Below are 25,497 nucleotides of genomic sequence, written 5' to 3'. Positions count from 1 at the left end.
ATGAGGATCGAACTGGACCGGTTGAAGGCGGAGGGGCAGTACCGGACATTGGCCGAGTCGGCTTCCTCGTGCGAAGACGGCTGGATTTGGCGGGACGGCAAGCGGATGCTCAACCTCGCGTCCAATCATTATTTGGGACTCGGCCATCGTCTGGATGAAGCGGCATTGGCGCGCTGGACGGAGAATGCGGGCGAAGCGGTCGCGGGGTTCGGGACGGATGCCGATGCGGCGATCCGGACGGGGGCGACCGCCTCCCGGCTTATAGTGGGAGGCGATCCGGCCATCGGCCGGTTCGAGCGCGACTTCGCCGCCTACAAAGGGACGGAGGCCAGTCTTGTCTTCGGCAGCGGGTATATGGCCAATGTCGGCATCATCGGAGCGCTGGTCGGTCGCAACGACATCGTGTTCAGCGATAAGCTGAATCACGCCAGCATCGTGGACGGTGCGGTGTTAAGCCGCGCGGAGACGGTCCGTTACCGGAATCGCGACATGGACCATCTCGAGTCGCTGCTCCGCAGGGCGGACCCGTCCAAGAAGAAGCTGATCGTCACGGATTCCGTGTTCAGCATGGATGGAAGCATTGCCCCGCTGGCCGAGCTGGCGGAGCTGAAGGAACGGTACGGCGCGATGCTCATGGTGGACGAAGCCCACAGCGGCGGCGTATACGGCCGGGAAGGAGAGGGACTGGCGCACGCTCTCGGACTGACCGGGCGGATCGACGTGCAGATGGGGACATTCGGCAAGGCATACGGCTGCTATGGCGCTTACGCCGCGGGTGATGCCGTCGTGATCGATTACTTGGTCAACAAGGCACGAAGCCTTATTTTCTCGACCGCGCTTCCCCCTATGGTCGTTCATGCCATTCGCGACCAGTGGAAGGCGGTCAGGAGAGACGGCTGGCGTAGGGAACGCCTGCTGAGCCAAGCCGAGTGGCTTCGGATGCAGCTACGGGGGGCCGGCTTCGATACGGGGGACAGCGAGTGCCACATCGTCCCGGTTATCGTCGGCAGCAACGAACGGGCGGTCGCGTTCGGCAGGCGGCTGCAGGAGGAAGGGGTGGCCGCCGTCCCGATCCGGCCGCCTACCGTACCGGAAGGGACGGCCCGAATCCGTTTCACGCCGATGGCGACGCACCGGGAGGAAGATTTGCAAATGGCTCTGGAGCGGATCGTTACCGTCGGCAGGGAATTGGGGGTTGTGCCAGGATGAATGGTTCCTGCTGCATATGGATACACGGCTGGGGCATGTCTCCGGGAGTTTGGGACGATCCTCGGGACCTGCTGCCCGCTGCGAGGCACCGGATGTTCAGCTATGCGGATTGCGACTCCGTCGAGCAGATGCGGGAGCGGCTCCGCCGGATGATCCGTGAAGAGACGGCGCCGGTCCATTTGATCGGCTGGTCGCTGGGCGGTATGCTGGCTCTCGAAGCGGCGTTGGAGCAGTGGGAGCGTTCAGCGCCGGGAGATGCGGGTGGCGCGGAGCACCTCCCGCATCCGATCGTTCGGGTCATCTTGATCGGCGCGACGCTTCGCTTCGCAGGCCCGGACAGGGCGAAATCGTGGCCGGAGCGCATCGTGCGGCGCATGAAGACCCAGATGGAGACGCGGCCCGAGGAGACGCTTCTCCGCTTTGCCGAGTCGATGTTTTCGGCGGCGGAGCGCGAGTACAGGTCGGAATATCCGCGGTGGATGGAGCGGCTTCGCATGAATACCGATTTTTCCCGTCAAGGCTTGGACGCCGGCTTGCAATATTTGCTGGAAACGGATTTGACCGGACGGTGGAGTCGATTTGCGTCCGGCCGTTCGGAGAACGGGAGTGCCGCATTGTCTGACGAGCATCGGCCGGACGTCGTCTGGCTGCATGGAACGGAAGATCCGATCTGCCCGTTTGGAGCGGTGGCGGATATTCCCGGCCGGGCATTGATTGTGTTCCGAGGCGCGGGACACGTCCCGTTTATGACGGAGCCGGACCTTTTTGCCGAAGCAGTGAGGAGAATCGTTCATGACTATCGATAAATCGCTCGTACGGCTACATTTCGACAAGCATGCCCACGAGTACGAGCAGTACGCCTCCGTGCAGATGGAGATGGCATCCCGGCTGACGGCATGCGCGGTCGAGGCGATGCGGACAGGAACCGGCGGGCGGCGGCCGGTGCGACGAATACTCGAAATCGGCTGCGGAACCGGCCGGCTGACCTCGATGCTGGCGGCGGCTTTCCCCGAAGCGAGGTTCGTATGCATCGATTTATCCGCCCGGATGATTGCGGTCGCCAAGCAAAATCTGGGTCGGACGCGGCTTGATGCGACGGGCGATGAGCGGATATTGTTCGTTGCGGGCGACGCCGAAAGGATTTTGCTTGAAGGCGACCGTATCCTTGCCGGGGCCGAAGAAGCGGAAGGCGGACAACAGGGGCGGCGGTTCGATCTGATCGTGTCCAACGCGGCATTCCAATGGTTCGCGACTCCGCGCGAGACCGTAAAGGCTTGTCTCGGCTTGCTTCATCCGGCAAAGGGGGCACTGGCCTTCTCGACATTCGGACCGGGAACGTTTCGCCAGCTGCACGCCTCGTTCGCGGAAGCGGAGCGGCTGTTGGGGCTTGCCCATGCGCCGCATGGACAGGCTTTCGCAGGTGGAGACGAGTGGAGGGACTGCTTCTCCGGCGAGCCCGGGACGTTTCAATGGAGCGGGAATGTCGTCACGGAGGTGAGTCCGGACGTGCGCTCCTTTCTGCACCGGGTCAAGCGGATCGGAGCGGGCAATGCGGTCGCAGGCGGCCGACGCGGCATGGGCGGCAGAAAGCTGCTGGAGACGATGGAACGCATCTATGCGGAAATGTTCGCGGCCCCCGGCGGCGGGGGAATAGAGGCCGATTACGAGATCGGGTACGGGACGTTCGTCCGGACTAATGGAGTGGCGGTACTGTAGACCGACCGAACCGTCGGTCTGGAGATTCGGGAACGACTGCGGAGAAGGAACAAATCGCGTTATGCGGTATCGCTACGTTTTGCGATAGTCGCGCGGGGACATGCCGTTTTCTTTGCTGAACCGACGGCTGAAATAGAACGAATCGTCATAGCCGATCTCGGCGGCGATTTGGTGGATCGGGATATGGGTGCTGCGCAGCAAAAATCTCGCCTGATCCATTCTCAGCCGATGTACGTATTCGCTTAAGGAATATCCGGTATGGCGCTTGAACATGCCGGCAAAGTGGCCGGGCGAGACGGACAGATGTCGGGCTAGCGTTGCGCGGTTCAAATCGTCCCGCAGATGGTCGCGGATAAAGGCGATGGCCGATTCGACCAGAACCGCATTCTGCTGAATATGTTTGGACGATTCGCGAGTCATGCGGATGACCAAATTCAGCAGCTGCAGCAGCTCGAGCTTGCAATGCCACAAGTAACCGGCATCTTTGCCTTTCCATAGATGCAGCAGACGGCGGTAAGCGTCCAGAAGAGCCCCGTTTTCCGTGAAAAACATCGTCGTCTGCAGCGGGATCGGGCCTTTTTCCGCTACGATCCAGCTATCGGAGGCGCTTTCCCAATGCATGTGATTATACTGGAACTGGCTGGAATAAAACTCGAGCGTGTTTGTCGGCTGTGTGGTCATTTTCATATAGCTTCCTTTTGGAACATAAAACAACACTCCGCTTCGCAGCTTGTGGCGTTTTCCGTTCAATTCCAAAAAACCTTCTCCGCTTCGCACCAGACCGAGCGTATGTCCGAGCGTCTCCTCGCGGACAATCGTATATTGAAAATGGACCCAAAACCGCTCCGGGCGATCCGACGCGTTCGTGAGCTGCGGCACGAAATTGTCCATAAAATCGTAGTTCATGCTGCGCGACCGCCTTCCCCGCCGTTCGAGATGATTTCTTCTTCCTTTCATTATAGTCAGTACGAGGTCGAGAAGGTAGCCCTCTTCAAGCAGTCGTTTCGACAGTAAAAAAGAAGGGGGCATGCAGCCCCCCGATAACCAAATTACCGATTGACGAATTCGACGTCGTCAACATAAACCTCAACCGAGTTCAGACTGTATACGAGTACGGCTAGTCTGGCCTTTTTCACCAGGACGTTGGTTCCCGGGAATTTCTCCGGTATGTCCACGTCCCAAGTTCCTTCGCCCCATGCGCCCGCCGATAGGGCAAGCAGATTTTGGGCTGGTTTGATGGCGGTGCCGTTCACATTTTTTCCTGTCGAGTCCAGCAAATATAAGCCGATGCCGATATTGGCATTCCCGCTTACCCCCGGTATGGCATTATACCGCAGCCTGACCGTAGCCGGCCCCGGCGAAACGTCCAACGTTTGCGCGGGTCCGCCGTATCCGGTTCCGGTGACATGAACGCTGGCCGTTCCCGAATAAGCAATCTCTTCTATCCGCCGGTAGTTCCTCGTCTGCGTAGTATTCGGGGACAAGATCCACGAGTCTGCCGAATCCGTTCCATGCTCGAAGGAAGGATTGACCGTGAGCGATGCCCCGAGCGGCGGACCATGAAGGACGAGATCGGGCGAGCCTGCCGACACGTTGCCTGCCGGGTCGACCGCATACGCCGTATACGTTCCGGCCGCGAACGAAGCTGTATTCAAAGCGCCCGTTGTATTGGCTTTTACGGATGTTTTCGTGCCGTAGACCGCGCTTCCGACCGTAACGGCGGCAGCCGCTTCGATTGCTGCCAACGTCGGTGCCGTACCGCTTGGCACCAGATAGATCCAGCCGTTTTCGGAGCTGGTCGCCCCGATTTTCGTTCCGATCGGCACCGGATCTGCCGCAGAGACGGAGAGAGCGGGAGCGATTTCGTCGCTCATGAACACATCGACGGACGCCGTTCCCCACTTCGTCAACTGGAAGGACGGCGACACGACCGGGCCATAGCTGGCATGCGTTACCGTTACGGTATGATCTCCGGGCGGGACATCTGCGATGGCATAATGCCCTTGCATGTCGGTGACCGCGCTATTGCCGGACCCTGTAATGGATACCGTTGCGCTTGCCAAAGGAACCGCGCCTGCCCCATATACGGAGCCCGTCACGATTCCGGCGCCGTTTGTCGCGGGGAAGCTATACAGCACCACGTCGTCCACATAAACCTGCACCGGATGATCGCTCTCCACCAGAATGATCGGCAGCAGCTTCTTGACCGGGACACTGCCGATTTTATCCGGAATTTCTCCGTTCAAATAAGCGGTTGCCCACGTTCCGGACCCTGCGGATAGGGGGAATATGTCGGAACGGACGGAACTGTTCTTGATAATATCCCCATTCTCATCGAGCAAATTGACGCCGATCTGGATCACGTCCCTGGCGTAAACGACCTCGGACACCGTCTTGTATCGCACTTGCATATTGGCGAATCCGCCGGAGCCCGGGACCATCTGTCCGGGGCCGCCCCAGCCGCTGCCATCGATCAGCAGACTTGCGTTTCCGGTACGTGCCGTTCCCTCTACCCGATGGAAGCTTCTGGTGTCGGTCGTCTTGTACACGGTCCAGGGCGGAGCTTGATCCGTGCCGTTCTCGAACGACGGATTCTCGATCAGATTGGGCGCCGCCAGCGCAGCGAGCAGCAGCTTCGCATATTCGCGGGAGGAGGGATCGAATCCCGCGGACAGATCGAGCGTTTTGCTCGTCACCGGCCCGCCTGACGGCTCGTACTGCCTCATGTAATCGGCCAGATGCCAAAATTCGTCCAGATTGTAGCCGGACCAGACTAGCGTGCTTTTCGAGTTGGCACTCGACATATGGATCAGAACGGGATCGTCCTTGAACTCATCCAGCAGGGCAAGCCTCTTTTCTCCCATCAGAAGCCGTTCCGTGAACGTGCCGGAAGCGTGTTCCAGAAGCGCCAGCGCCTCGATTTGGTCGGCGGGCGGGTCCGTTTGCTGCGGATAGCTCCATGCGGATGCTTCGAAATATTCGAAGGCTTTCAAAATAATGGCTGCGCGGGCCCGCTGTTTGTCCGTCTGCGCCATGGAGAAGGCGGCCTCCAACCATTGGCGGCTGTCCTCGATTTCCTCTGTCGTGACCAGCTCCAGGTAATCCGGACGAAGCGAGGAGGGCGACTGGAAGAATGGGGATTGCTTGATGCGCACCGTCCAGAAGTTTTCCCAATGATCGTAAAACGCTTTCAAATAGGGAGCGGCTGCCGAACCGACCGCACGCTCGTACCACTCGTCCAGCAGCTCGTCGACGTCCAGCTCCGGATTCCATTGAAGCTTGCTCGATATCCATGCCTTTGGGCCCTCTCCCCAGTTCGGATACAGCTCCGCATACTGTCCGATCACGTCGGCCTGTTCGGCGAGCTTATAATTTTCGGCCATTTGATGCGCGTAGATTCTCGGCAGCAAGTAAGGGTTGCCGTTCAAGTAGTCGTACCAGCCTACGCGGGAAGCCACCGCTTTCCAAGCGGCATGAAGCTGGAGGTCCGCAGCCTTTCGAGCGGGGTCGATCCAGTTCCAGCGGTCGCGGGTAATGTACACGATAATATTCGGGTTGAGCGCGAAGGTAGGGGGCTGCTTCACCTCCTGGTAAGCAAGCAGACCGAATTGTTTGCCCGGATGTACCTGAAGCACCCCTTCGACGATCTGATTCACCCACTGGTAGTAAAGCTCCTTCGGATTTTCCTCGCAGTACCCTCCGGAATCGTTAACCCCAAGCGAGTAGGCGGTCGCATCCGGATTGTTGTTAAAGTAAGCCGTAATGATCGCGATGGCTTCCGCGGCGGTTGCGTTGGTCAGGCATGGCTGCCAGCCGGCTCCTACCGAATCGTCCTTCGGCACGGTCGGATAATACTCCGGATGCGAGATTCCATATACGGAGGGCGGAAACATTTTATACAGGTTGTGGTGGAACTGATCGCGATAATGCATGCGATTGTATTCCGCCCACTTGATCTGTACGGAATAGCTGCTTTTGCCGTATTCATTGATCGGGCTGAATACGCGGCTTTGGAATTTCGGCTGCTGCACGATATCCCCGAGTGGCACCGACAAAAGGGTCGATTGCGGAATATCGGTTCCATTCTCTCCCGGCATCAGCCAGCGAACCCCGACATAGCGCTCGAGAAATTCATAGACGCCAAACTCCGTTCCCCATGATGTCGGGCCGATAATCGTAATTGTGCTGCCGTATGGGAAAATGCCGAATCCGTCATCGTCCAGCACGGACATTTTGTTCAAGGCGCCCGGATCGCCGCCTGCTCCGGTTGTCCCGACGTAAATCCGAGCTTTGCCGGCGAGACTCGGATCGGCTTCATAGGCGGCCGCGGTCATGACGGGCAGCAGCTGCCCGGTCGCTTGCTCAACATACTCGGCCAAAGTCTGCGCAGCGGCAATTATTCTTGCGTCCGCGTAGACCGAAGTAACGACTACTGCATGCGCCTGGCCGTTCGACACCAGGTCGATCGAAGGCGCGTCTTCACCGGATAGGAATCGATTGCTTTCGGAAGCGGCATTGCCCAGCGCGGGACAAAGCAGGGACGTAGCCAAAATGAGTATGATCCATCGGGACATTCCTTTCAGAGTTACTCCGATTTTCACATTCAAGCTCCTCTCTTAGCGTTTTGGCAGTTTGGAGCCGCTTATTTCGCTTTCGCGCTGTTGATCGTTTTCGTGGCTTCCTCTTCGGCCATCCGCAACGACGTGTTCAGGTCGACTTTTCCTTGCAGCATATCCAGCGCGGGCTTGATGTAATTGCTGATCAGGCTCGGATCGTACTCCGGCGCGTAAGCGATAGGCGCGGGCTTGACGAAGAGCGCCTTGTAGTTTTTGTCCTTGAACGGCGTGTCTTGGGCGTATGCTTTGCGGACCGCTTCGCTTGTCAAAGAGGACATCCATCCCTTGCGCGCCAGGCCGAGCTGAAATTCCTCGGAAACCATATATTTCAAAACTTCGGCAGCCGCATCGGGCTGCTTGGACAGCTTGGTCACCCCGAAAAACATCGGATACGATTGGGAGCCGACTCCCGGCAGTTCTTTAAAAACGGGCAAAGAGACAATATCCCATTCCATCGCTTTCATCTCTTCCGGATTCGTCAAGTACAGCTGGCTCGGGAAAGCGTACATCGCGGCTTCCTTCGTCTTGATAAAGGCATCCGACGCCGCTAATGTCGAATTTTCCGTGAACCTCTTTTTGTAGGCTTCGCCCGCCATCATTTTGCCGTACAGCGTTTCATAATACGTTTTCCACCTTGCGTCCGTGTTGATCGTCGGTTTGCCCGTCTTCGGATCGACCCGCGGCAGCGAGAACTGGTTCATGCGCAGCATATGATTGATCGTCGTGGTGTAGCCGTAATATTGTACGCCCCCGTCCTCGCGGGTCAGCTTCGCGGACAGCTCCGCCGCATTGTCCCAAGTCATGCCGTCCTTCGGGTAGGACACGCCGAACTTGTCGAAAAGGGATTTGTTGTAATATAAAATTTCCACGCTAGTCTGCACCGGCAGGCCGAAGATCGAGCCGCCGGTATTCAGCTTCATCACTTCGAGCAGCGTAGGCTCGAATTTCGAGGTGTCGATGCCGTGCTTTTTAATCAGCTCGTTCATATCGAGCTGGAGGCCGTACGATTGCAGCGCGCTTTCGAAGTTGCCGACAGTTGCGTAATAAATGTCGAATCTCGTACCGGAGGCGACCAGATTCTCGATTTCGTTGCCTTTCGTTCGTTGGAGATAGGCGATCTTGTAATCGGGAAATTTTTTGCGGATCGCATCGCCATAGTACGTGTTGAAGTATTCTTCAGGCTGTGTCGAGTTGCCGTAGAATACCAGCTCCACGGGCTCGCTTGGTTTCGGCGCGGGCGTATCCGCACCTGTCTTGCCATCCTGCGGGCCGCTCCCCTTGTCCGTCGAGCAAGCGGTCAATATGACCGCGAGCGATACGAAACCGGCGATTGCGGTTTTAGATCGGTTGCCTTTCCCATTCATCTTGCAGACCCTCCTAATAATTGTTGTCGGCTTCAATCAATCCTGTACTATGCCTAATCATATAAGGAAACGTTTGCAAAGAACATGAACAAGACGTTTCAGAAATCTGGATTTTATGAACCCGGTATCGAGAAAACGAGGGACGTCATTCGAAATGTCCATGATTTTGAGGCATTCCGTACATGTTTTTTTGTCGGCTTTGCAACTATGATTGATCGTGGGCCGGGCGGTGCCTGCGCGGTGCAAAGAAGAGAAAGGTGGAACGGAGAATGGAAGCTCGCGAACTGTTTGTACACGATAAATACGCCATAGCGATAACGTCCATGACCAAGCTGGGGGATAAGCTGTACTTGGGCTTGACAGGAGGAACGCGCTGTCTCGCTTCCTACGACATTGCGAAAGATGAAATCGTGATGGAAAACGAGATTTTCCCATGGATCGAAGGGCGCGGATACTGCGGGAAAATTCATAATGCGATGGGAGCTATGGGCGAGGACAGCCTCCTGATCGGCGAAGGAAACCATTTTACCTGGGACGGCATCCCGGTCGCTTACAACTACTTGTCCAAGGAGCTTCCCGAATCGATGCTGTACCGGAAACGGGAGCAAGGATTTCCCGAAGCGAAGTTTACCGACTTCTGCCTGCCGGATTTATCGAATTGGGATCGCCGAGCGAGCGACCCCGGCGGGAAGATCATCAAATACGGCACGAAAAACGGGACGGTCGAAGTCGTATGCTCGCTGCCCGATTATTTATACGTTCAGGCCATGGTGACCGATCCGGCACGGCAGCGCGCGTACGGCTGCACGATACCGGACAACCACTTCTTCTCGCTCGATTTGCCGACCGGGACGTTGACCGATTACGGGCATATTTCGGATTACGCCAACCACAATCTTGTCGTTACGCCCGATGGCCGGTGCCGTGGCGCATGGATCGACCGTTCCGACGGTTCGATGAAACTGCTGCAATTCGATCCGGACCGGGACCGACTGGAATATTCGAATACCGTCATCCTGAAAGATCCGGGGTCCAAAATCGCCGGCAACCTCGGGATCGACCAATGGCTGGTCTCGAGAGAAGGTAAAGTGTATATGGGGACGGTCGCCAACTCGCTCCTGTTCGAGTTTCACTTCGAGGAAGGGAGATTCGAATTGCTGGGACAATTGGCGCAAGGAGGACGCGTTACGTCCATGGATGAGGATGAGCAGGGCGTAATCTGGATCGGTGCGGGCTATCCGAATATGCATTTGGTCCGATTCGATCCGAAAGCTTCCGGGCGCGGACGTCTGATCGACTGCGGGCCGGTCAATTCCCGGTACGAGCGCTGTTATTTCCATGCATCCTCCTATGCGGACGGCAAGCTCTACCTCGGCGAGACCGACGGCTTCTCCCCTTCGCTCCATATTATCGATCTTCATACGCTATAAGAGAAGAAGGTGATGCAAAATGACAGACGGAATCGTGTGGGCATTCTGGGGGCATGAGCCCCTCCATCATTACCGCAGAATGGGCAGCGGCGCTGCGTCGATTTTTAAAAACGGAAAGTGGATCGAGCCTTGGTATGAACGGCTCCATGCCGAGGACACGATTCGGCAAGCGGCGGAATTGAAAATCAATCTTGTGTATACTCATTTTTTTAAAGGGTTCGGCCTACGTGCCGAAAAGGAACAGATGGAGCGCACGCGCGAACTGGTCCAATTGGCGCATCGATACGGCATAAAGGTGCTTGGCTACTGCCAGTTGAACTCGCTTCACTACGAGACGCTGCTGGACGAAGCGGACGATTTGGAGGACTGGGCCGGCAGAAATGCCGATGGCGGCATCGATTGCTGGGGCGGGGCTTATTATCGATGGGTTCCGTGCTTCAACAGCGATGCCTTCAAGCGATATATGAGGAAAGTGATCGCTTACGGCTTGCGGCACATCGGACTGGACGGATTCCACTTCGATAATTCTTACAACAAGCCCTGCTATTGCGATCGTTGTCAGCATGCTTTCCGCCGCTATTTGGCCGATCGTTTGCATGATCCGGAGCGTACACTCGGCCTCCGTCATGTAAGTCATGTGCGTATTCCGGCATTCTCGGGGGCGGTTGAGGCGATCTCGGACCCTTTGTATGGACAATGGTTGCATTATCGCAGGCAACTGACCGCATCGGTGCACGAAGATCTGTTCGGATATGTGAAGCGGCTGTCGGAGGATCGTGCCATTGTCGCCCATAATCCCGCATTTCCGCGTCATTACGGACATGTGAACCGAATCGGATACGAGCCGGCCTGTTCGCCGGATGCGGTCGACATCGTGTTCGCCGAAAACGACGGATTTATCGAAATGACGGAGCAAGGAATGAAGACGCAAATCGAGGCGTACAAATACGGCCAGCTGTTCGGTTATCAAGTATTCAACAGCTCCTGGCTGAAAGACGGTCAAGGGAATATACGAGTCCCCGAAACGTCGGAGGAAATTTGTCTGTTCGAAGCGGAGGCGTTGGCATTCGGGGGCATATGCGGCTCTCCGTGGCTTATGCGGCCGCTGAAAAACGGGAGCCGGTGCGTGATGGATCGGGCTGATCATACGAAGACTTTGGCGGACATCTTCGCCTACTTTTCCGAGCATTCCGCCTTGTATACGAATGTAAGAAGAACGAATCCGGTCAAGGTGCTGTATCACCCCGACAATTTGATGCTTGCCGTCAAGCAGGGTTACTTGAGCTTGCTCGCTGTCGTTCAGTCGCTCGTCCTGAAGGGGACGCCGTTCTCGTATTGCATGCTGGACGACATGCGCGAAGTCGGCGACAGCGATCTGATCGTCCTGCCGGGCATAGACTACATTTCCGATGCGGAAGTCGCCGCCGTCCGGGCTTTGTCGGATAAGGGCCACCCCCTTTTGGTGGTAGGCAGCTTCGCCGCTTATAACGAATGCGGGGTAGAGCGGGAGCCGGGTTCCCCCGTACTCGAAGAGCGCGATTCGATTGTTAGGCTTCCTTGCCGCTTCGATGCCGCCAAGTATGACCCTCGCAAGCACTTCTCGGCCATGAGCGCGAATATAGCGCATTTCGATCGAAGCTTTGCGGAAGTCGTCGGGGAAATGGTGTCCGGGGTACGGATTTCGTTCTCGCAACCGGGATTGTTATGTGAAACCGCATCGGATGCGAAAGGGCATTATTTGGTGCATGTGATCAATCCCGGGAACACGGAGACGATCGACAGCTTGACGGTCAGCCTGACGTTCCCTTTGGACGGGGGGCAGCCTCCTTATGCGCATTGCGAGCTGTATTCGTTCGAGCTTGCGGAATTGAAAGGATTCGAATGGATCGATAACCGGTTGGAGATCGACGTCCGGTCGCTCAAAACGTTTTGTACGTTAAAGCTGTACGGGTCTTCGGTTAAAGAGACGGCGGCGATTGGCGCGAAAGGGTAGACGGCGGAAACGAGTGGGAGATAGAATGAAGGGAAGGAGAGGGAGTGCCTCCGTGCCGCCTTCGCGCGGCGGCGTGGAGGCCGATCTGGAGGCTGGGGCGGACTGCGGGTCCGTGCCCGGGAGGAGGCGACGATTTGAACGGCAATCCTAATATTCGCAGCGCGGTGCACCTGTTTCTGGTGCGCGAGGGACGGCTGCTGCTGTCCCGGCGCAGCAATACGGGCTACGAGGACGGCAAGCTCAGCGTGGTGGCCGGCAAGCTGGACGGCGGCGAGCAGGTAGTGGAGGCCGCCAGGCGGGAAGCCGAGGAAGAGGCCGGGCTGAGGCTGCGGACCGAAGATATTAAAATCGTCGGTGTCATGCACCGGCGGACGTCCTTCGACGAATGGATCGATTTCTTCGTAGAGGTCGAGCGTTGGGAAGGGGAGCCGGTAAATGCCGAGCCGCACAAATGCTCGGAGCTGAGATGGTGCGGCTTGGACGAGCTGCCGGACGATGTTGTCGTTTATATGCGCCGGGCGCTTGGCAACTACCGGAACGGAGTATGGTTCGACAGCTATGGATGGGCAGCGTAGGAGCGCGGCATGAAGAATATTCGTTCCATAAACTAATAACGCCCGCCACGGGACGAGCTCTCCGCACCACACGGATTTAGGTAATTCAGAAAACAGAAATAGCGGAATAGATTTCCGCTATGGAAGTCATTTCCCGGTATTCCCCCAAATAAAGGAACTCCTTTCCGCTATTCGTCCGATTTTCCTGCCGAACACCCCCATTCGCGCCCGATAACGGAATGGTTTTCCTTTATTCGGTTTAGTTTTTTTCTATTTGGCGAGATAACGTACCTCGGTTCCGCTATTTTTGTTTTCTAATCAGTTAAGCGAGTGAGGACAAGTAGCTGCAATCTGATTCGCTCACCGGACTCGATTCGGTTCGGGGTTTTCCGTTCTGCCATTGAATTAAACGTTTAAACTTGCTAAAATGAGGACGAAATCGGTAAGATGAAAGGAAAGAGACGATAAAGGAACGGTTGTTTGTCCCGTCTCGAAACGTTCGGGGACGGCAGCCGGCCTATTTCCTATACAAATGACGGGTGGATGGTGCGATGATAGACGAACGGCCCAATCATAACGGCGCGGCCGAAGCGCCGGAAGTTGTTACCTTCGGCGAGACGATGGGACTCATGATGCCGACCGGGGTGAAAGGAATCGAGTATTCGGCCCAATTCGAGAAGTCGTTCGCCGGCGCCGAAAGCAACGTGGCCATCGGCGTGGCGCGCCTCGGACACCGGGTCGGCTGGTTCGGGCACTTGGGCGCCGATCCGCTCGGACGCTACGCGCTGAAGCAAATTCGGGGCGAGGGAGTAGACGTGACCCGCGCCCGGCTGGTCGAGGGCGCTCCGACCGGTCTGATCATCCGGGAAGTCGTGGGCGGCAAATCGTCCGTCTTTTACTACCGCCGCCATTCGGCTGCGAGTCTCATGCGTCCCGAGCATGTGGACGAAGCGTATATCAGCCAAGCGAAGCTGCTGCACGTAACCGGAATTACGCCGGCGCTCGGCGAAAGCTGCCGGGATACGGTACGGGAGGCGGTCCGTCTCGCCCGCAAGCATGGCGTAAAGGTTTGCTTCGATCCGAACTTGCGCCTTAAGCTGTGGTCGGCGGCAGAGGCGAGAAGCTTCTTGCTCCCGCTGGCCGAGGAAGCGGATTATTTCCTGCCGGGGCTCGACGAATTGAAGCTGCTGTACGAGACGGAAGACTTCGATACCATCGTCGAACGTCTCGGCAAGCTGCAAGCCGTCTCGATCGTCAAGGGCGGAGAAGATTGCACTTATGTGGTGGAGAACGGCAGCATTGCGTCCGTTCCGTATTTCAAGGCGGAGCACGTCGTCGATACGGTAGGCGCGGGAGACGGCTTCTGCGCGGGCTTTATCGCCGGCCTGCTGAAGCAATACACGCACGTCGAGGCGGTCCGCATCGGCAACTTGATCGGATCGATGGTCGTGCAGGCGCATGGCGACTGGGAAGGACTTCCGACCTGGGCGCAGGTGCGGGCGGTTCTGAACAACGAGACCCATGTAGAGCGTTAAGCGTCAGCGTTCCAGGGTGCGGGCGAGGTCCGACATTAGCGGAAACGGGTGGATGAGCGGATATGAAGAAGATCAAGCTGGTACAGCAAATCGCCGGGGAAGGCGTCGTCGCCGTATTGCGCGGGGAAACGCCGGACGAAGTCGTCCGCATGGCCGAGCATGCCATCGCCGGAGGCATCAAAGCGATCGAAGTGACGATGACCGTACCTTTTGCCTTGCGCGCGATCGAGGAGCTGGCCAAGCGGTATTCGAGCGCGAAGCCGAACAGCGACAACTACGCGATCATCGGCGTAGGGACCGTACTCGATCCGGAGACGGCAAGGGCGGCTATTCTCAGCGGCGCCGAATTCGTAGTAGGACCTTCGCTCAATCCGCAAACCGTGGCCTTGTGCAACCGGTACCGCATTCCGGTCATGCCGGGCGTCATGACGATTCAGGAAATCCAGGCCGCCCTGGAGCTTGGCGTGGACATCGTCAAGCTGTTCCCGGGCAACTTGTATTCGCCCTCGATGATCAAGGCGATCAAGGGGCCGATGCCCCAAGCCAATATAATGCCGACCGGCGGCGTATCGCTGTCCAATCTCGGCGAATGGATCAAGGCGGGGGCGATTGCCGTCGGGATCGGCTCGGATCTGACGGCGGAAGCGGTGAAGCAGGGCGACTACGCTCTGGTGGCAGAGAAGGCCGCGCAATACGTAGCCGCTTATCGCGAAGCGAAAGGAATTTGAGTGCAAGTGAACCGGAAGAGGAAACGGACCGCAGCCGCCAAGCGCTACGGTCTTTTTTTGTTCGTCTGCAGATGTAACGAGCCTTCCGCCGCATGAGGTGTGAAGAGGGAGAACGGTCTTTACCAGCCCTTATTTTGACGCGTGAGCCGCACGGGGCTTCCGCATAAATTGGCCTCCATCATGAATAGCGCGGAACGTCCGACCGCGATGGTAGCCGATAGCCAGGCCGCGCTATTCCGTGTCATCAAGATTTTCCGGCAGCTTGCAATCCGTATACCGGACGACATCTCCCTGATGGTGTACGACGACATACCCGAGCTGGAAATATTCGAAGTTTCCTTGACTACCGTGGGGCCGTCCATTATCAAATTGGCCGTTATGGCGTTGGATATTTTGACCGGTGAGGCGAAGCCGGAGGAAGGGACGAGATGGATCAAGGAGGTCGTAGAGGCTGAATTGATCGTAAGGGGATCGACGAGGGTCGTGCCGTCTTAAGAGCGCGGAGCCAGGACGTTGCTCTTTTCCGTCTGGCATATCGCGCCTTGACTAGTAGGAAATCGATTGCTAACCACGGAGAGGGGAATTGTCATGCCAAACATGGCGGATCAACGCGAGGAACACGGCAGCGCGGATATCGCCGCGACCCGCACCCGCAACATCTCCCATTGGCTATGCGTCGGCGACGGGGCTCCCGGTACGTGGCGCGCCTTCGGGAGCGGCTGGGGCACTACGGCGGAGCGGCCGACGCTAGCGGCAAGCGATGCGGGCTACCAGTATATGGACTCCGATTTGAACAAAACGATTTTATGGAACGGGGAGGCTTGGTTGGGAATATAGAGTAAAGAAAGCGTTGCGCCTTCAGAAACCGATTGCTATATTTAATAGGGAAATGGCCAATTGGGAAATTCGGGAGGAGTTTATTTATGTCCTACAGGTTCGCGATTCACGGCTGCCAACACTCGCATATCGCCACGTTCATCGATCAGATGCTGGCGCTCGGAGGAACCTGCGCCGGCATATACGAGAAGGAATCGCCGGGATTGGCACGCAAAATATCGGAACAACACGGTATTCCGCTCGTGGACGATCCGGCCGTATTCGAGGAGGAGTCGATACGGATCATCGGCTCCTCGGCGGTCAACAACCGCAAAATCGACGTCATCGAATGGTGCGAGCGGCACGGCAAGCATGTCATGGTCGACAAGCCGGTTATAACCGGCCGGGCGCAGCTGGAACGGCTGGAGGCGGTAATCGACAGGGGGCGCATTCAGGTAGGGGTCATGCTGACCGAACGATTCCGCCCCTCCGTCTCGACGTTGAAGCGGGCGATCGATGACGGGCGGTTGGGCCGGATCGTCAGCGTGACGATGCGCAAGCCGCACAAGCTGCTGCCGGCATCCCGCCATCCGTCGCATTTCTCCAAGGAAGAAAGCGGCGGGATCGTAATCGATCTGTTCATTCACGATTTCGATCTGCTGCGCTTCTTGACGGGACAGGAAGTAGCGTCGATTCATACCCAGTTGGCCAAGCATATTATGCCGGAGCATCCGTCCTTCTACGATACGGCGACCGCCCAGGTCATGATGAGCGGCGGGACGCTCGCGCAGCTGTATACGGACTGGCATACGCCGAGAAAAAGCTGGACATGGGGCGATTGCCGCATCTTCGTTAACGGCACGGAAGGCTGCGCAGAGCTGCGGTTGAATGGCGACCCGTCCGTTGCCGTCGAGGAGCTGTATTTCCAGATTACGGACAACGAGCCGTTCGAGAAGCAGGAGCTGCGAGCGCCGGAAGCTAACATTACGGAAGATTTTATGCGCAGAATCGAGAGCAAGCCGAGCGTGCAGACGCATCGGGATATTTTGGAGACATGCCGGGCGACCGTCATCGCCGACGAGAACGCGGTCGTGTTCGACGCGTTCCGGACTACATGATGAGACGCCACAACGGAATGACGGCCAGAGTGACGATCGCCGCGACGATCATCGAGATGCTCGCGATCGCTCCCTCGACGCTGCCCCATTCATAAGCCAGCGACGTTCCGGCCCCGTGGGCTCCCATGCCGAGGAGCACGCCTTTCGCCACGGGGCCGCGAATGCGCAGCAGCCGGATCAGATGCGGAGCGATTAGCGATCCGCCGATCCCGGTGACGATGACGAAAGCGGCCGTAACGGAAGGCACGCCGCCCAGCGATTGCGATACGGACATGGCGATCGGCGTAGTGACGGAACGGGGAACCATGCTTACGATCATTTGCGGACTCGCATGCATGAGCGCGAGAATAAGCACGGAGGAGACAACGGCCACCGAGGAGCCCAGCAGAACCCCGGCAACGATCGCAGCCGCATGCTTTTTGAGCAACGCGTAATGCCGGTACAGAGGTACTGCGAATGCAACGGTAGCGGGCTGAAGCAGATCGGTCAGCAGGTTTCCGCCCCGATTGTAAACGGCCACGGAAGTATGTGTAAGAAGAAGCCCGGCGATCAAAGTCAGCGGAACGATGACGATCGGGGACGAGTACCATTTCCGCATGCGGCTATGCAAGCTTTGCGCTCCCCAGTAACATACCACCGTAACGAGTGCCCACAACAAACCATCCATCATTTCGATACCCCTTTTCTGCGCGCCACCGCTTCGGCCAGTACGCCGGAGCAGCCCATGACCGCGAACGTGCCGATCACGATCGCCAGCAAGAAGCCGAGTCCGGTCAGGCCGAACAGCTCCCGGTGCCCTAGAATGCCGACGGCGGCCGGGATAAAGAACAACAGCATCTTCGAAAGCAGCCAGTTCGCCCCGGCTTCCAGCCATTCCGCTTGGACGATGCCCAGCCGGAGCAGGGCGAATAGGAGGAACAAGCCGATGATGCTGCCGGACACGGGAAGCCCGAGCGCGGCGGAGATCAAGTTTCCGATATAGGCGAAGCCGGCCAAAACGGCAATTTGCCGGACGATTGCGAAGGACGTTTTCATCGGGATTCGCCAACCTTTCACAGCCAGTATACAATTCCATTGTTCATAGGTAAAATACATATATGGAATCAAATCCATTCCATTTGTCTATGGCAAAAAGGCGGTGATCCGGACGGACATCCGGCATTTGAAATATTTTATGGAAGTCGTCAAGTGCCGCAGCTTTACGAAAGCGGCCGAAGCTCTTCATATTACCCAGCCGACGATCAGCAAAATGGTGAAAAGCATCGAGGAGGAACTGGGCGTCGTCCTGTTGAACCGGTCGGGAAAGCATGTCGAGCCGACGGATGCGGGGCTGGCGATTATGAATCAGGCGCAGCTGATCGTGAACTCGTTCGATAGCTTGTCGTCCGATTTGGCCGATATCGTCCAGCTGAAGAAGGGGGAAATCCGCGTCGGGCTTCCTCCGATGGCCGGGGCGCGCTTCTTCCCGAAGGTGATCGGCGAATTCCGCCGGGAATATCCGCTGATCCGGATCGAGCTGATCGAGGACGGGGCGAAAACAATCGAGAAAGGCGTGGAAAGCGGCAGTCTCGATATCGGCGTCGTCGTGATGCCGACGGATGACGACTTGTTTCAGTCCTTCCCTTTCGTGCGGGAAAATTTGATGCTGCTCGTTTATCCGGAGCACCGGCTCGCGAGGCGGAGCGGCGTGCCTCTCGAAGAGCTGAGCGAGGAGCGGTTCATTCTGTTCCGGGAAGATTTCGCCCTGCACGACCGGATACCGGCCGCTTGTATACGTGCAGGCTTTCAGCCGCAGGTCGTTTTTGAAAGCTCCCAATGGGATTTTATTAGCGAGATGGTCGCGGCCGATCTTGGCATCGCCATGCTGCCGGAGACGATATGCCGCAACCTCGATTCGCGGCGAATCTCCGTCGTGCCGCTCGCGCCGCCCGGAATACCGTGGCATCTGGCGATGATATGGCGTCGGGACGCTTATATGTCGTATGCGCTTCGGGAATGGATCCGTTTCGCCCGGGAGCGGCTGCAGCTGCGTTAAAGGAGCCTCGATTGCCGGAATAGTTAGACTTTTCCCCGAGTTGTGGACAAGGTGTGGATAAGTTTGTGGATAACTTGTTCCTACTTTTCGAGAATTAAAAACCTCCATGTTCGGCTGCACTTCAGCCATCGCATGGAGGTCTTTCTTTATGAAATAGTGGAATAGTTGTCCAGATCATATGAAGCTGAACCGGCTGATCGCCGGAGGTACGTCCAGCAGCTTCTTCAACTGCAAAAAGGCTTTTCTCGGCTTCACTTCTATATCGATTACATTATATTGCCACTCGGTGATAGCCGGAATATGAATCGCGTTAATGCCCGTCTCCAAAGCGGGTACGACATCGGTGCGGATCGAATTGCCGATCATCCACGTCTTGTCCCGGTTGAAGCTATGCTTCGTCAGGATCGATTCCAGCACTGTCGTCGTCTTATGGGAAGAGACGAACAGACGGTCGCCGAAATAAGCGTCCAATCCCATCCGGGTCACTTTGCTCGTCTGTATGCTATGATCGCCTCCCGTATATAGAAACAGCTCATGGCCTTGGTCGCGCAAGCTTCCGAGCGTTTCGGTCATATTCGGATAAGGCTCGATATTCGGAAAGTCGTATACGCTTTTGCCGAGAGAGGTCAGCTGCTTTCGTTCTTCCTCGCTGGGATGCCGTCCGGTCATCGCGGAGTAATGCTCGTACGTTTCTACGAGCGACTGTGGAAAATGACCGGCTGCAAAGCCCAATACGTGTATGCCCGCGGAATCGAACTCGTACTGCTTGCGCTTCACTTCGTCGGCGGTCAGCCTGTAGCCGCCAAACCACGTCGTCATCAGATCGGCGAATTGGTCGAGCACCTCGTCGAAATATTTGTTGCAATGGATGAGCGTATCGTCCAGGTCGAATAATATCGTTTGCTTGTTCATGTCGAATTCGCCTCCTTGCGCTTCTTGTAATCGGTGCGGGTACAACCTATTGTATCACGACAATCGGGGTATCCTAAAGAGGATTTGTTTGACACCCCACACCAGCAGCAGGAAAGGTGAGCCATGTTGAGAAAAATTTGCATCACGCTCGCGGCGGCACTCCTCGTTCTAACGGCCGCCGGCTGCCAGCAAGCCAATTACCGGATGAAGGAGCAGCGCAATCCGAACCATGATCCCCGCGGGATGAAGGACGAAAGCTATTTGGAGGACCGGGTCAACACCAATCTTCCGCAAGGCGGCACCTCGCCCAAGGACGAGCTCGATATGCAGCAGAACATACGCCCCGGCGACGCGAACGGCGGCAATCCGCCAACGGTCGAAGGCGGCAACATTCTCGAGCCCGGCTCGATGGGGAAGACGCCGCGTTAATGTCTTTGTACCGAGGGAGCGGCGGTGCTGCATGAATCGAAAAATAACGGAATTCGGTTCCGCTATTGGTATATTTCCCGACTTTTCCCGAAAATAAAGGAAGCCGATTCCGTTAAAGTGTCGGTTTCAGTGAGTTTTCTTGGGTCGCAGGCCGAATAGCGGAACCTGATTCCTTTGTTTTACTGTTGTGCTGCTTTATGTGCGAAATAGCGTACTGTGGTTCCGCTATTCAATGGTCTGAGGTTGAAGGCACCGAGGCCGCAACAAAGCCCCCGGAACATAACGTTCCAGGGGCTTTGGCGTTTAAGCTGTTACTCTGTCGCTACCGATTGATCGGCTTGCATGCCGACAGGAGAGATGCGGACGAAGTGGGAGTCCAGATCGCCAAGCAGCGCGTCCACCTTGGCTGCGGCTTCGGCTTGGCCGGAAGCTTGCAGCTCTTGGCGGTATACGCCGAGCAGGTCGGTCAAGTCTTTGCGGCTCTGCGCTCCGAGCGGCTGGATGCTTACCTTCGCGCCTTTGGCGACACGGCGTTCGATCGCGGCGGTATCGAGACCCATCTCCGGCACAAGGCGTTGATAGATGACGCCGCCGGTCATTCCCGCGCAAATCCATGGACCCGGGTCGCCCATTACGACGGCACGGCCGTTCGTCATATACTCGAACGCGAAGCCTTTCAGGTTGGCGCGGCTTGCAATCGAGCCTAGCTCGTCTTGCAGCGGCTGCGCAATTTCGCCGCCGAAGATGACGTCTGCGCCCGACAGCCGGATGCAGGCGCGGGAATCGGCTCCGCCCTGTACGATAAACGTGCCTTTTTGCGCGCCATAGCAGAACGATTTGCCGACGGAACCGTCGATATACGCGTTGTTTTTGCCAGGCGATTTCAGGATCGCTACTTTGCCGCCGAGCGACATTTTGCCTACGCCGTCCTCTGCGCCGCCATGAACGGTAATGTTCACGCCGCGCGCGTTGAAGGCGGCGAGACCGTTGCCCGGCACCGAGCCGTCGCTCAGCACGAGCGAAGCTTCAGGAAGCTTGTCGTAGCTGCCGTCGAAACGATCGCGTACGCGATGGCTGGAGAAGCGGGTGCCGATAATGCGCGATTCGGCGTCGATCTTCGACCAGTTCCGTTCAACCGATTTGTTGTACGAGAGCGAATCCGGGTAAAACTCTTGGCCTTCCGCCCCCGCCGCGATACGGATGTCGGACGAGATGGCCGCGGCCGCTTCCGCCTCGGCCGCCTGCAAGAACGACAAAGGTGCCGGACGGAGCAGATCGGACAGGTCGATGCGCGTAAGCTGAGCCGCTTGCTTCAGCAAATCGGAACGGCCTACGAGATCCTGCGCATTTTTGAAGCCAAGCTTTGCTACGATATCGCGGATTTCTTCACCCATGCCGCCGAACAGGCGTACAAGGGAATCGACCGCCAGATCGAATTGACGCGGTACGAAACGGCGCAAGCCTTTCTCTTCGGCTTCCTCCATCGAATCGATTTGCGTGGCGATCCCGACGTGGCATGTATCCAGATGGCAGCCGCGGCAAGTCGTGCAACCGATCGCCTGCATCGCGAGACTGCCGAAGCCTACGCGGTTTGCGCCGAGCAAAATCATCTTCACGACATCGGCGCCGGATTTCATGCCGCCGTCGGACCACAGCTCGACCTTGTGGCGAAGACCGGCTTCGATCAGCGCGACGTGGGCAAGCTTCGTGCCGATTTCCGTCGGCAAGCCGACATGAGTGAGCGAGTGGACGCGGGCCGCGCCCGTGCCGCCGTCGAAGCCGGACAACGTAATGACGTCCGCGCCCGCTTTGGCTACGCCCACCGCGATCGTTCCGATCCCCGGCACGATCGGCACCTTCACGATAATTTGCGCTTTGCGCCCGCTCGCTTCCTTCAGCTCGGAAATAAGCTGGGCCAAATCCTCGATCGAGTAAATGTCATGGTTGTTCGATGGCGAGATCAGGTCGGAGCCGATCGTGGCGTTACGGGCCGCGGCGATTTTCGCCGTAACCTTCGAGCCCGGCAGGTGACCGCCTTCGCCCGGCTTCGCGCCTTGACCGATCTTGATCTCCAGGAACGCTACGGCGTTAGCCAGCTCGACGTTGACGCCGAAGCGTCCGGAAGCGACCTGCGCGCCGCGCGTTTTTTTGTAGCGGCCGAGCATATCTTTGATTTCGCCGCCTTCGCCGTTCATCGTCACCATATTCATGCGCTCTCCCGCTTCGGCATAAGCGCGGAACGCGGTTTCGTTCTGCGAGCCGAACGACATGGAGGAGATCAGCATCGGCAAGCTGTGCTTGCCTACGGCTATGCTGACTTCAGACGGATCGACAGGCTTGCGTCCCGACTTCTCATAGTCGAATTCGGCGACGTGGCGGATCGAGATCGGATTTTTCTTTTCTTCTTCCTGCAGCTTGTCGCTGTATTCGCTGTATGGCGCTTCCCCGGAGGCTGCGTCGCCAAGCGCCTTCCACATCCGTTGGAAGAAGCGGAAGTTTTTGGCCGCCTTCGCCTTCGGATTTTGGGAGTCCGCGTACCGGGCTTCAGCGTCCTTCTCCAGCTCGGCATAGCCGGTACCGGCATTATCGCTGCCGAGATAGCTGACGATATCGAGCACTTCCGCGAGCTCCGGCTTCAGGCCGATAGCCGAGAAGAAGCGGGTGTAACCGCGCAGTTCGTGCGTTCCGATCGTCGAAATGACTTTTTCCAACCCTTTTTGCAGCGTCAGCAGCACTTTGCGGGCGGCAGCGGCGCCATCTTTGGCGGAAGCTGTCTCGAACAGAATATACGGCGAGACGATTTCCGCGCCGAGTCCGCAAGCGAGCGCGATGTCATGCAGGTTGCGGATCGAGGCCGAACGGACGGCGATCGAAGCGCGGCGGCGCAAATTGTCGCCGAAGCCGAGCTTGACGGCACGCAGGGCGACGTCGATTTTGGATATGGCCAGATGCGGGTCCATCCACAGGTTGTCGTCCTGATGGGCGTTCGCGTCGTCGAGCAGCACGAGCACGGCGCCGTTTTGAACGGCAGCCACGGCATCCAGAGCAAGCTGGTCGAGTGCCGCTTTCAGCGAAGAGCCGCGTTTGAACGTAATCGGAAGCGTAGCTACGGCATGATCGCCTTGCTTGCGGCATTCCGCGATAATTTGCTCAAGAGACATATGGCCGATTTCTTCGGAGGAGCCGATACCGTTGTCGCCTTCCAACACCATAGGCGCCATGATTTCGAAACGGGTTTCGCTGCACGGCTGTGCGTAAACCGAAGGACGCTGTCCGATTACGACGCGGGTGGAGAAGTGCTCCTGCTCGCGGTCGCGGTCGATCGCAGGGTTCGTGACGACGGCTACGCTCTCCTTGATGAAATCGGGAATGTTTTGACGCTCCCAATGAATAGCCGCATGAGGAGAATCGTGACCGAGCGAACGGATCGGTTCGGCTCCCGTTTGCGACATCGATTCGATCATTTGGATGCCGTCGCGATCCCAGCCGAACGCGCTGTACACCTTGTCGGTAGCGACGAATTTGGCGAACTTCTCTGCCGCGGCGTCGGTTTTGCCGAACGACAAATGCTTGCGCATGCCATCCAGGTTGAACCGTTTTTGCGCGCGCTCCAGTACTTTCGATTGCAGCTCGATGTAAGGGACGACGCGGACCGGTTGACCTGTCGTGAGCTCTACGCCGATTTTCTCGCCCGGAGCGATCGGCTTCGGTTCTGCGACCATTTGATCGACCGTAATAACCCCTTGCTCGGAGGAGAAGTAGAGCGAATCTTCGCTTTCCACCATCCATACCGGACGAAGGCCGAGGGCGTCGACGCTGAATACGCACTCGTTGCCGTAGCGGGATACGATACCCGCGGGACCTTGGGCATAGTGGCCCCAAATTTGGCGATAATACATATACAAGTCCTGCAGCTCCGGACGGAACAGCTTGATTTCGTTATGAATCGGCGGGAAGACGAGTTCCATCGCTTCGAACAGGCTCATGCCCGAACGGTGGATGAACGTCTCGATGACGCGGTTCATGTCCTGCGAATCGCTGCCGCCATCCACGAGCGGTACGCCGACCATATCGGCCTCGTAGCGCATTTTTTTGACGGTATTGATTTCCCCGTTGTGACCGAGCAAGGAAAACGGCTGAACGCGGAAAAAGTTCGAGAGCGTGTTCGTCGAATACCGGTTATGGCCGATCGTCACCTGTGCCGCGAACAGCGGATCTTGCGTATCTTTGAAATATTTGGGCAAAATGCTGGCCGCGCCCAATACTTTGTACGAAGCCGTTACGTTGCTGAGCGAAGCGACGTGAACGTTGAAGCGGTCTTCGATCGCTACATGAAGCTCGAACAGATGATCGGCGACTGCGACATTTTGCTGCTCGCACAATGCCGCCACTTGCCAGAAGCAAGGCTCGTCGAGGCGGCCGCTTTTGCCCAGCACGCTGCTGTCGGTTTGCGCTTCTTGCTCGAGCAGGATGCGGATGCCGCGTTCGGCGAACATCGAGCGGATGATCGTTTGAATTTCGGCAACGGTCTGGTCGAGCTTGCGCGGGATAAAGATGTGCGCAACCGAGAAGCGGGAGTCATGGGCGAGCTCGCCGGACAAACCGGCTTCCGTCAGCCGTTTGGCCCACAGGGCGCGCGGAATGTCGGTCAAGATGCCGCAGCCGTCGCCTTCGCCGTCGATAAATCCGGAACGGTGCTCCATTTTCACGAGCGCCTCGATCGTTTTCTGAATGTTGTCGCGGGACGGGTGCCCGTTTTTCTCGATAATGCAAATAATGCCGCAGCTATCGTGCTCGGTCTTTAACAGGTCTTTAAATCGACCTTCATTGATCATGTTTTGGTTCATATCTATTTCAGCCGGTACTCGTTCCCATGTTGCTTCCCCGGCCTACTGCACCTCCAGAATAGGATTGTAATGCGTTTCGCCGGAACGACGAAATAAAGCAGGCTCTGCTTGAGATAGTAGGGTAAGGGTTTAAGCTTATAGGGTTTTTGGGATGGGTTTAAGGGTTTTAGGTTTAAGGGTTTTAGGTTTAAGGGT

At 57.3% G+C, this 25,497-nt stretch carries 20 protein-coding genes; 13 read left to right on the top strand and 7 right to left on the bottom strand.

Annotated features, from left to right (window positions below):
- Genes FE784_RS32855 through FE784_RS32845 form a run of 3 tightly spaced genes read left to right on the top strand, consistent with a single transcriptional unit; the run spans position 1 to position 2,925 of the window.
- A complete protein-coding gene (locus FE784_RS32855) occupies positions 1 to 1,209 on the top strand; it encodes an aminotransferase class I/II-fold pyridoxal phosphate-dependent enzyme (protein ID WP_139606502.1) in 1,209 nt (402 codons plus the stop codon).
- A complete protein-coding gene (locus tag FE784_RS32850; RefSeq protein WP_139606481.1) occupies positions 1,206 to 2,015 on the top strand; it encodes an alpha/beta fold hydrolase in 810 nt (269 codons plus the stop codon). Before FE784_RS32855 ends, FE784_RS32850 begins: the two co-directional genes overlap by 4 nt.
- Complete coding sequence (locus tag FE784_RS32845; RefSeq protein WP_139606480.1) at positions 2,002 to 2,925, top strand: methyltransferase; 924 nt, start codon at positions 2,002 to 2,004, stop codon at positions 2,923 to 2,925. Before FE784_RS32850 ends, FE784_RS32845 begins: the two co-directional genes overlap by 14 nt.
- 72 nt (positions 2,926 to 2,997) lie before the next feature.
- On the opposite strand, the gene FE784_RS32840 is transcribed toward FE784_RS32845, so the two are convergent.
- The 3 genes from FE784_RS32840 to FE784_RS32830 form a co-directional block, all read right to left on the bottom strand.
- Complete coding sequence (locus tag FE784_RS32840; protein ID WP_176706679.1) at positions 2,998 to 3,831, bottom strand: helix-turn-helix domain-containing protein; 834 nt, start codon at positions 3,829 to 3,831, stop codon at positions 2,998 to 3,000.
- A gap of 143 nt (positions 3,832 to 3,974) precedes the next feature.
- On the bottom strand, positions 3,975 to 7,526 hold the full coding sequence (locus tag FE784_RS32835; RefSeq protein WP_139606478.1) for a DUF4838 domain-containing protein: 3,552 nt from the start codon (positions 7,524 to 7,526) through the stop codon (positions 3,975 to 3,977).
- Between the two features lie 41 nt (positions 7,527 to 7,567).
- On the bottom strand, positions 7,568 to 8,905 hold the full coding sequence (locus tag FE784_RS32830; protein ID WP_139606477.1) for an ABC transporter substrate-binding protein: 1,338 nt from the start codon (positions 8,903 to 8,905) through the stop codon (positions 7,568 to 7,570).
- Between the two features lie 269 nt (positions 8,906 to 9,174).
- Between FE784_RS32830 and FE784_RS32825 the strand changes: the two genes are divergently transcribed.
- From FE784_RS32825 to FE784_RS32790, 8 genes are all read left to right on the top strand, one after another.
- A complete protein-coding gene (locus FE784_RS32825) occupies positions 9,175 to 10,335 on the top strand; it encodes an NHL repeat-containing protein (RefSeq protein WP_139606476.1) in 1,161 nt (386 codons plus the stop codon).
- 19 nt (positions 10,336 to 10,354) lie between these two features.
- The gene (locus FE784_RS32820) at positions 10,355 to 12,328 is read left to right on the top strand and encodes a beta-galactosidase (protein WP_139606475.1); all 1,974 of its coding nucleotides are present in this window, start codon (positions 10,355 to 10,357) and stop codon (positions 12,326 to 12,328) included.
- A gap of 134 nt (positions 12,329 to 12,462) precedes the next feature.
- A complete protein-coding gene (locus tag FE784_RS32815) occupies positions 12,463 to 12,903 on the top strand; it encodes an NUDIX hydrolase (protein WP_139606474.1) in 441 nt (146 codons plus the stop codon).
- Positions 12,904 to 13,433: 530 nt separating this feature from the next.
- Positions 13,434 to 14,417: a sugar kinase gene (locus FE784_RS32810; protein WP_139606473.1), complete on the top strand. Its 984-nt coding sequence runs from the start codon at positions 13,434 to 13,436 to the stop codon at positions 14,415 to 14,417.
- 62 nt (positions 14,418 to 14,479) lie between these two features.
- Positions 14,480 to 15,145: a bifunctional 2-keto-4-hydroxyglutarate aldolase/2-keto-3-deoxy-6-phosphogluconate aldolase gene (locus tag FE784_RS32805; RefSeq protein WP_139606472.1), complete on the top strand. Its 666-nt coding sequence runs from the start codon at positions 14,480 to 14,482 to the stop codon at positions 15,143 to 15,145.
- A gap of 168 nt (positions 15,146 to 15,313) precedes the next feature.
- Positions 15,314 to 15,640: a substrate-binding domain-containing protein gene (locus FE784_RS32800; protein WP_139606471.1), complete on the top strand. Its 327-nt coding sequence runs from the start codon at positions 15,314 to 15,316 to the stop codon at positions 15,638 to 15,640.
- A gap of 93 nt (positions 15,641 to 15,733) precedes the next feature.
- Positions 15,734 to 15,982, top strand: coding sequence for a hypothetical protein (locus tag FE784_RS32795; protein ID WP_139606470.1), 249 nt, complete (start codon positions 15,734 to 15,736; stop codon positions 15,980 to 15,982).
- 86 nt (positions 15,983 to 16,068) lie between these two features.
- A complete protein-coding gene (locus FE784_RS32790) occupies positions 16,069 to 17,079 on the top strand; it encodes a Gfo/Idh/MocA family protein (RefSeq protein ID WP_139606469.1) in 1,011 nt (336 codons plus the stop codon).
- Here the strand turns inward: FE784_RS32790 and FE784_RS32785 are convergent.
- Positions 17,072 to 17,749 (bottom strand): LrgB family protein, encoded by a 678-nt coding sequence (locus tag FE784_RS32785; RefSeq protein ID WP_139606468.1) that lies wholly within the window; start codon positions 17,747 to 17,749, stop codon positions 17,072 to 17,074. The genes FE784_RS32790 and FE784_RS32785 overlap by 8 nt on opposite strands.
- On the bottom strand, positions 17,746 to 18,114 hold the full coding sequence (locus FE784_RS32780) for a CidA/LrgA family protein (RefSeq protein WP_176706678.1): 369 nt from the start codon (positions 18,112 to 18,114) through the stop codon (positions 17,746 to 17,748). The genes FE784_RS32785 and FE784_RS32780 overlap by 4 nt, the downstream gene beginning before the upstream one ends.
- Positions 18,115 to 18,220: 106 nt before the next feature.
- Here FE784_RS32780 and cidR point away from each other — a divergent pair, with 106 nt between their 5' ends.
- The gene (gene cidR, locus FE784_RS32775; protein WP_342779155.1) at positions 18,221 to 19,114 is read left to right on the top strand and encodes a cidABC operon transcriptional activator CidR; all 894 of its coding nucleotides are present in this window, start codon (positions 18,221 to 18,223) and stop codon (positions 19,112 to 19,114) included.
- Positions 19,115 to 19,288: 174 nt separating this feature from the next.
- On the opposite strand, the gene FE784_RS32770 is transcribed toward cidR, so the two are convergent.
- Positions 19,289 to 20,026, bottom strand: a complete 738-nt coding sequence (locus FE784_RS32770; protein ID WP_139606466.1) for an HAD family hydrolase — start codon at positions 20,024 to 20,026, stop codon at positions 19,289 to 19,291.
- A gap of 123 nt (positions 20,027 to 20,149) precedes the next feature.
- On the opposite strand from FE784_RS32770, the gene FE784_RS32765 reads away from it, so the two are divergent.
- Complete coding sequence (locus tag FE784_RS32765; RefSeq protein ID WP_139606465.1) at positions 20,150 to 20,455, top strand: hypothetical protein; 306 nt, start codon at positions 20,150 to 20,152, stop codon at positions 20,453 to 20,455.
- A gap of 311 nt (positions 20,456 to 20,766) precedes the next feature.
- On the opposite strand, the gene FE784_RS32760 is transcribed toward FE784_RS32765, so the two are convergent.
- Entirely contained in the window at positions 20,767 to 25,302 is a 4,536-nt protein-coding gene (locus FE784_RS32760) for a glutamate synthase-related protein (RefSeq protein WP_246132298.1), read from the bottom strand.
- Positions 25,303 to 25,497: the final 195 nt, after the last annotated feature.

Origin of the sequence: Paenibacillus hemerocallicola, assembly GCF_006265175.1 — a bacterium.
GTDB lineage: Bacteria > Bacillota > Bacilli > Paenibacillales > NBRC-103111 > Paenibacillus_AB > Paenibacillus_AB hemerocallicola.
The sequence above is the reverse complement of the archived record's forward strand: the minus strand, read 5'-3'. Positions and strand labels throughout refer to the sequence as shown.

Coding starts and splice junctions, on each gene's coding strand:
- FE784_RS32855 (WP_139606502.1), top strand. CDS start 1: ATGAGGATCGAACTGGACCGGTTGAAGGCGGAGGGGCAGTACCGGACA.
- FE784_RS32850 (WP_139606481.1), top strand. CDS start 1,206: ATGAATGGTTCCTGCTGCATATGGATACACGGCTGGGGCATGTCTCCG.
- FE784_RS32845 (WP_139606480.1), top strand. CDS start 2,002: ATGACTATCGATAAATCGCTCGTACGGCTACATTTCGACAAGCATGCC.
- FE784_RS32840 (WP_176706679.1), bottom strand. CDS start 3,831: ATGAACTACGATTTTATGGACAATTTCGTGCCGCAGCTCACGAACGCG.
- FE784_RS32830 (WP_139606477.1), bottom strand. CDS start 8,905: ATGAATGGGAAAGGCAACCGATCTAAAACCGCAATCGCCGGTTTCGTA.
- FE784_RS32825 (WP_139606476.1), top strand. CDS start 9,175: ATGGAAGCTCGCGAACTGTTTGTACACGATAAATACGCCATAGCGATA.
- FE784_RS32820 (WP_139606475.1), top strand. CDS start 10,355: ATGACAGACGGAATCGTGTGGGCATTCTGGGGGCATGAGCCCCTCCAT.
- FE784_RS32810 (WP_139606473.1), top strand. CDS start 13,434: ATGATAGACGAACGGCCCAATCATAACGGCGCGGCCGAAGCGCCGGAA.
- FE784_RS32805 (WP_139606472.1), top strand. CDS start 14,480: ATGAAGAAGATCAAGCTGGTACAGCAAATCGCCGGGGAAGGCGTCGTC.
- FE784_RS32795 (WP_139606470.1), top strand. CDS start 15,734: ATGCCAAACATGGCGGATCAACGCGAGGAACACGGCAGCGCGGATATC.
- FE784_RS32790 (WP_139606469.1), top strand. CDS start 16,069: ATGTCCTACAGGTTCGCGATTCACGGCTGCCAACACTCGCATATCGCC.
- FE784_RS32785 (WP_139606468.1), bottom strand. CDS start 17,749: ATGATGGATGGTTTGTTGTGGGCACTCGTTACGGTGGTATGTTACTGG.
- FE784_RS32780 (WP_176706678.1), bottom strand. CDS start 18,114: ATGAAAACGTCCTTCGCAATCGTCCGGCAAATTGCCGTTTTGGCCGGC.
- FE784_RS32770 (WP_139606466.1), bottom strand. CDS start 20,026: ATGAACAAGCAAACGATATTATTCGACCTGGACGATACGCTCATCCAT.
- FE784_RS32765 (WP_139606465.1), top strand. CDS start 20,150: ATGTTGAGAAAAATTTGCATCACGCTCGCGGCGGCACTCCTCGTTCTA.
- FE784_RS32760 (WP_246132298.1), bottom strand. CDS start 25,302: ATGAACCAAAACATGATCAATGAAGGTCGATTTAAAGACCTGTTAAAG.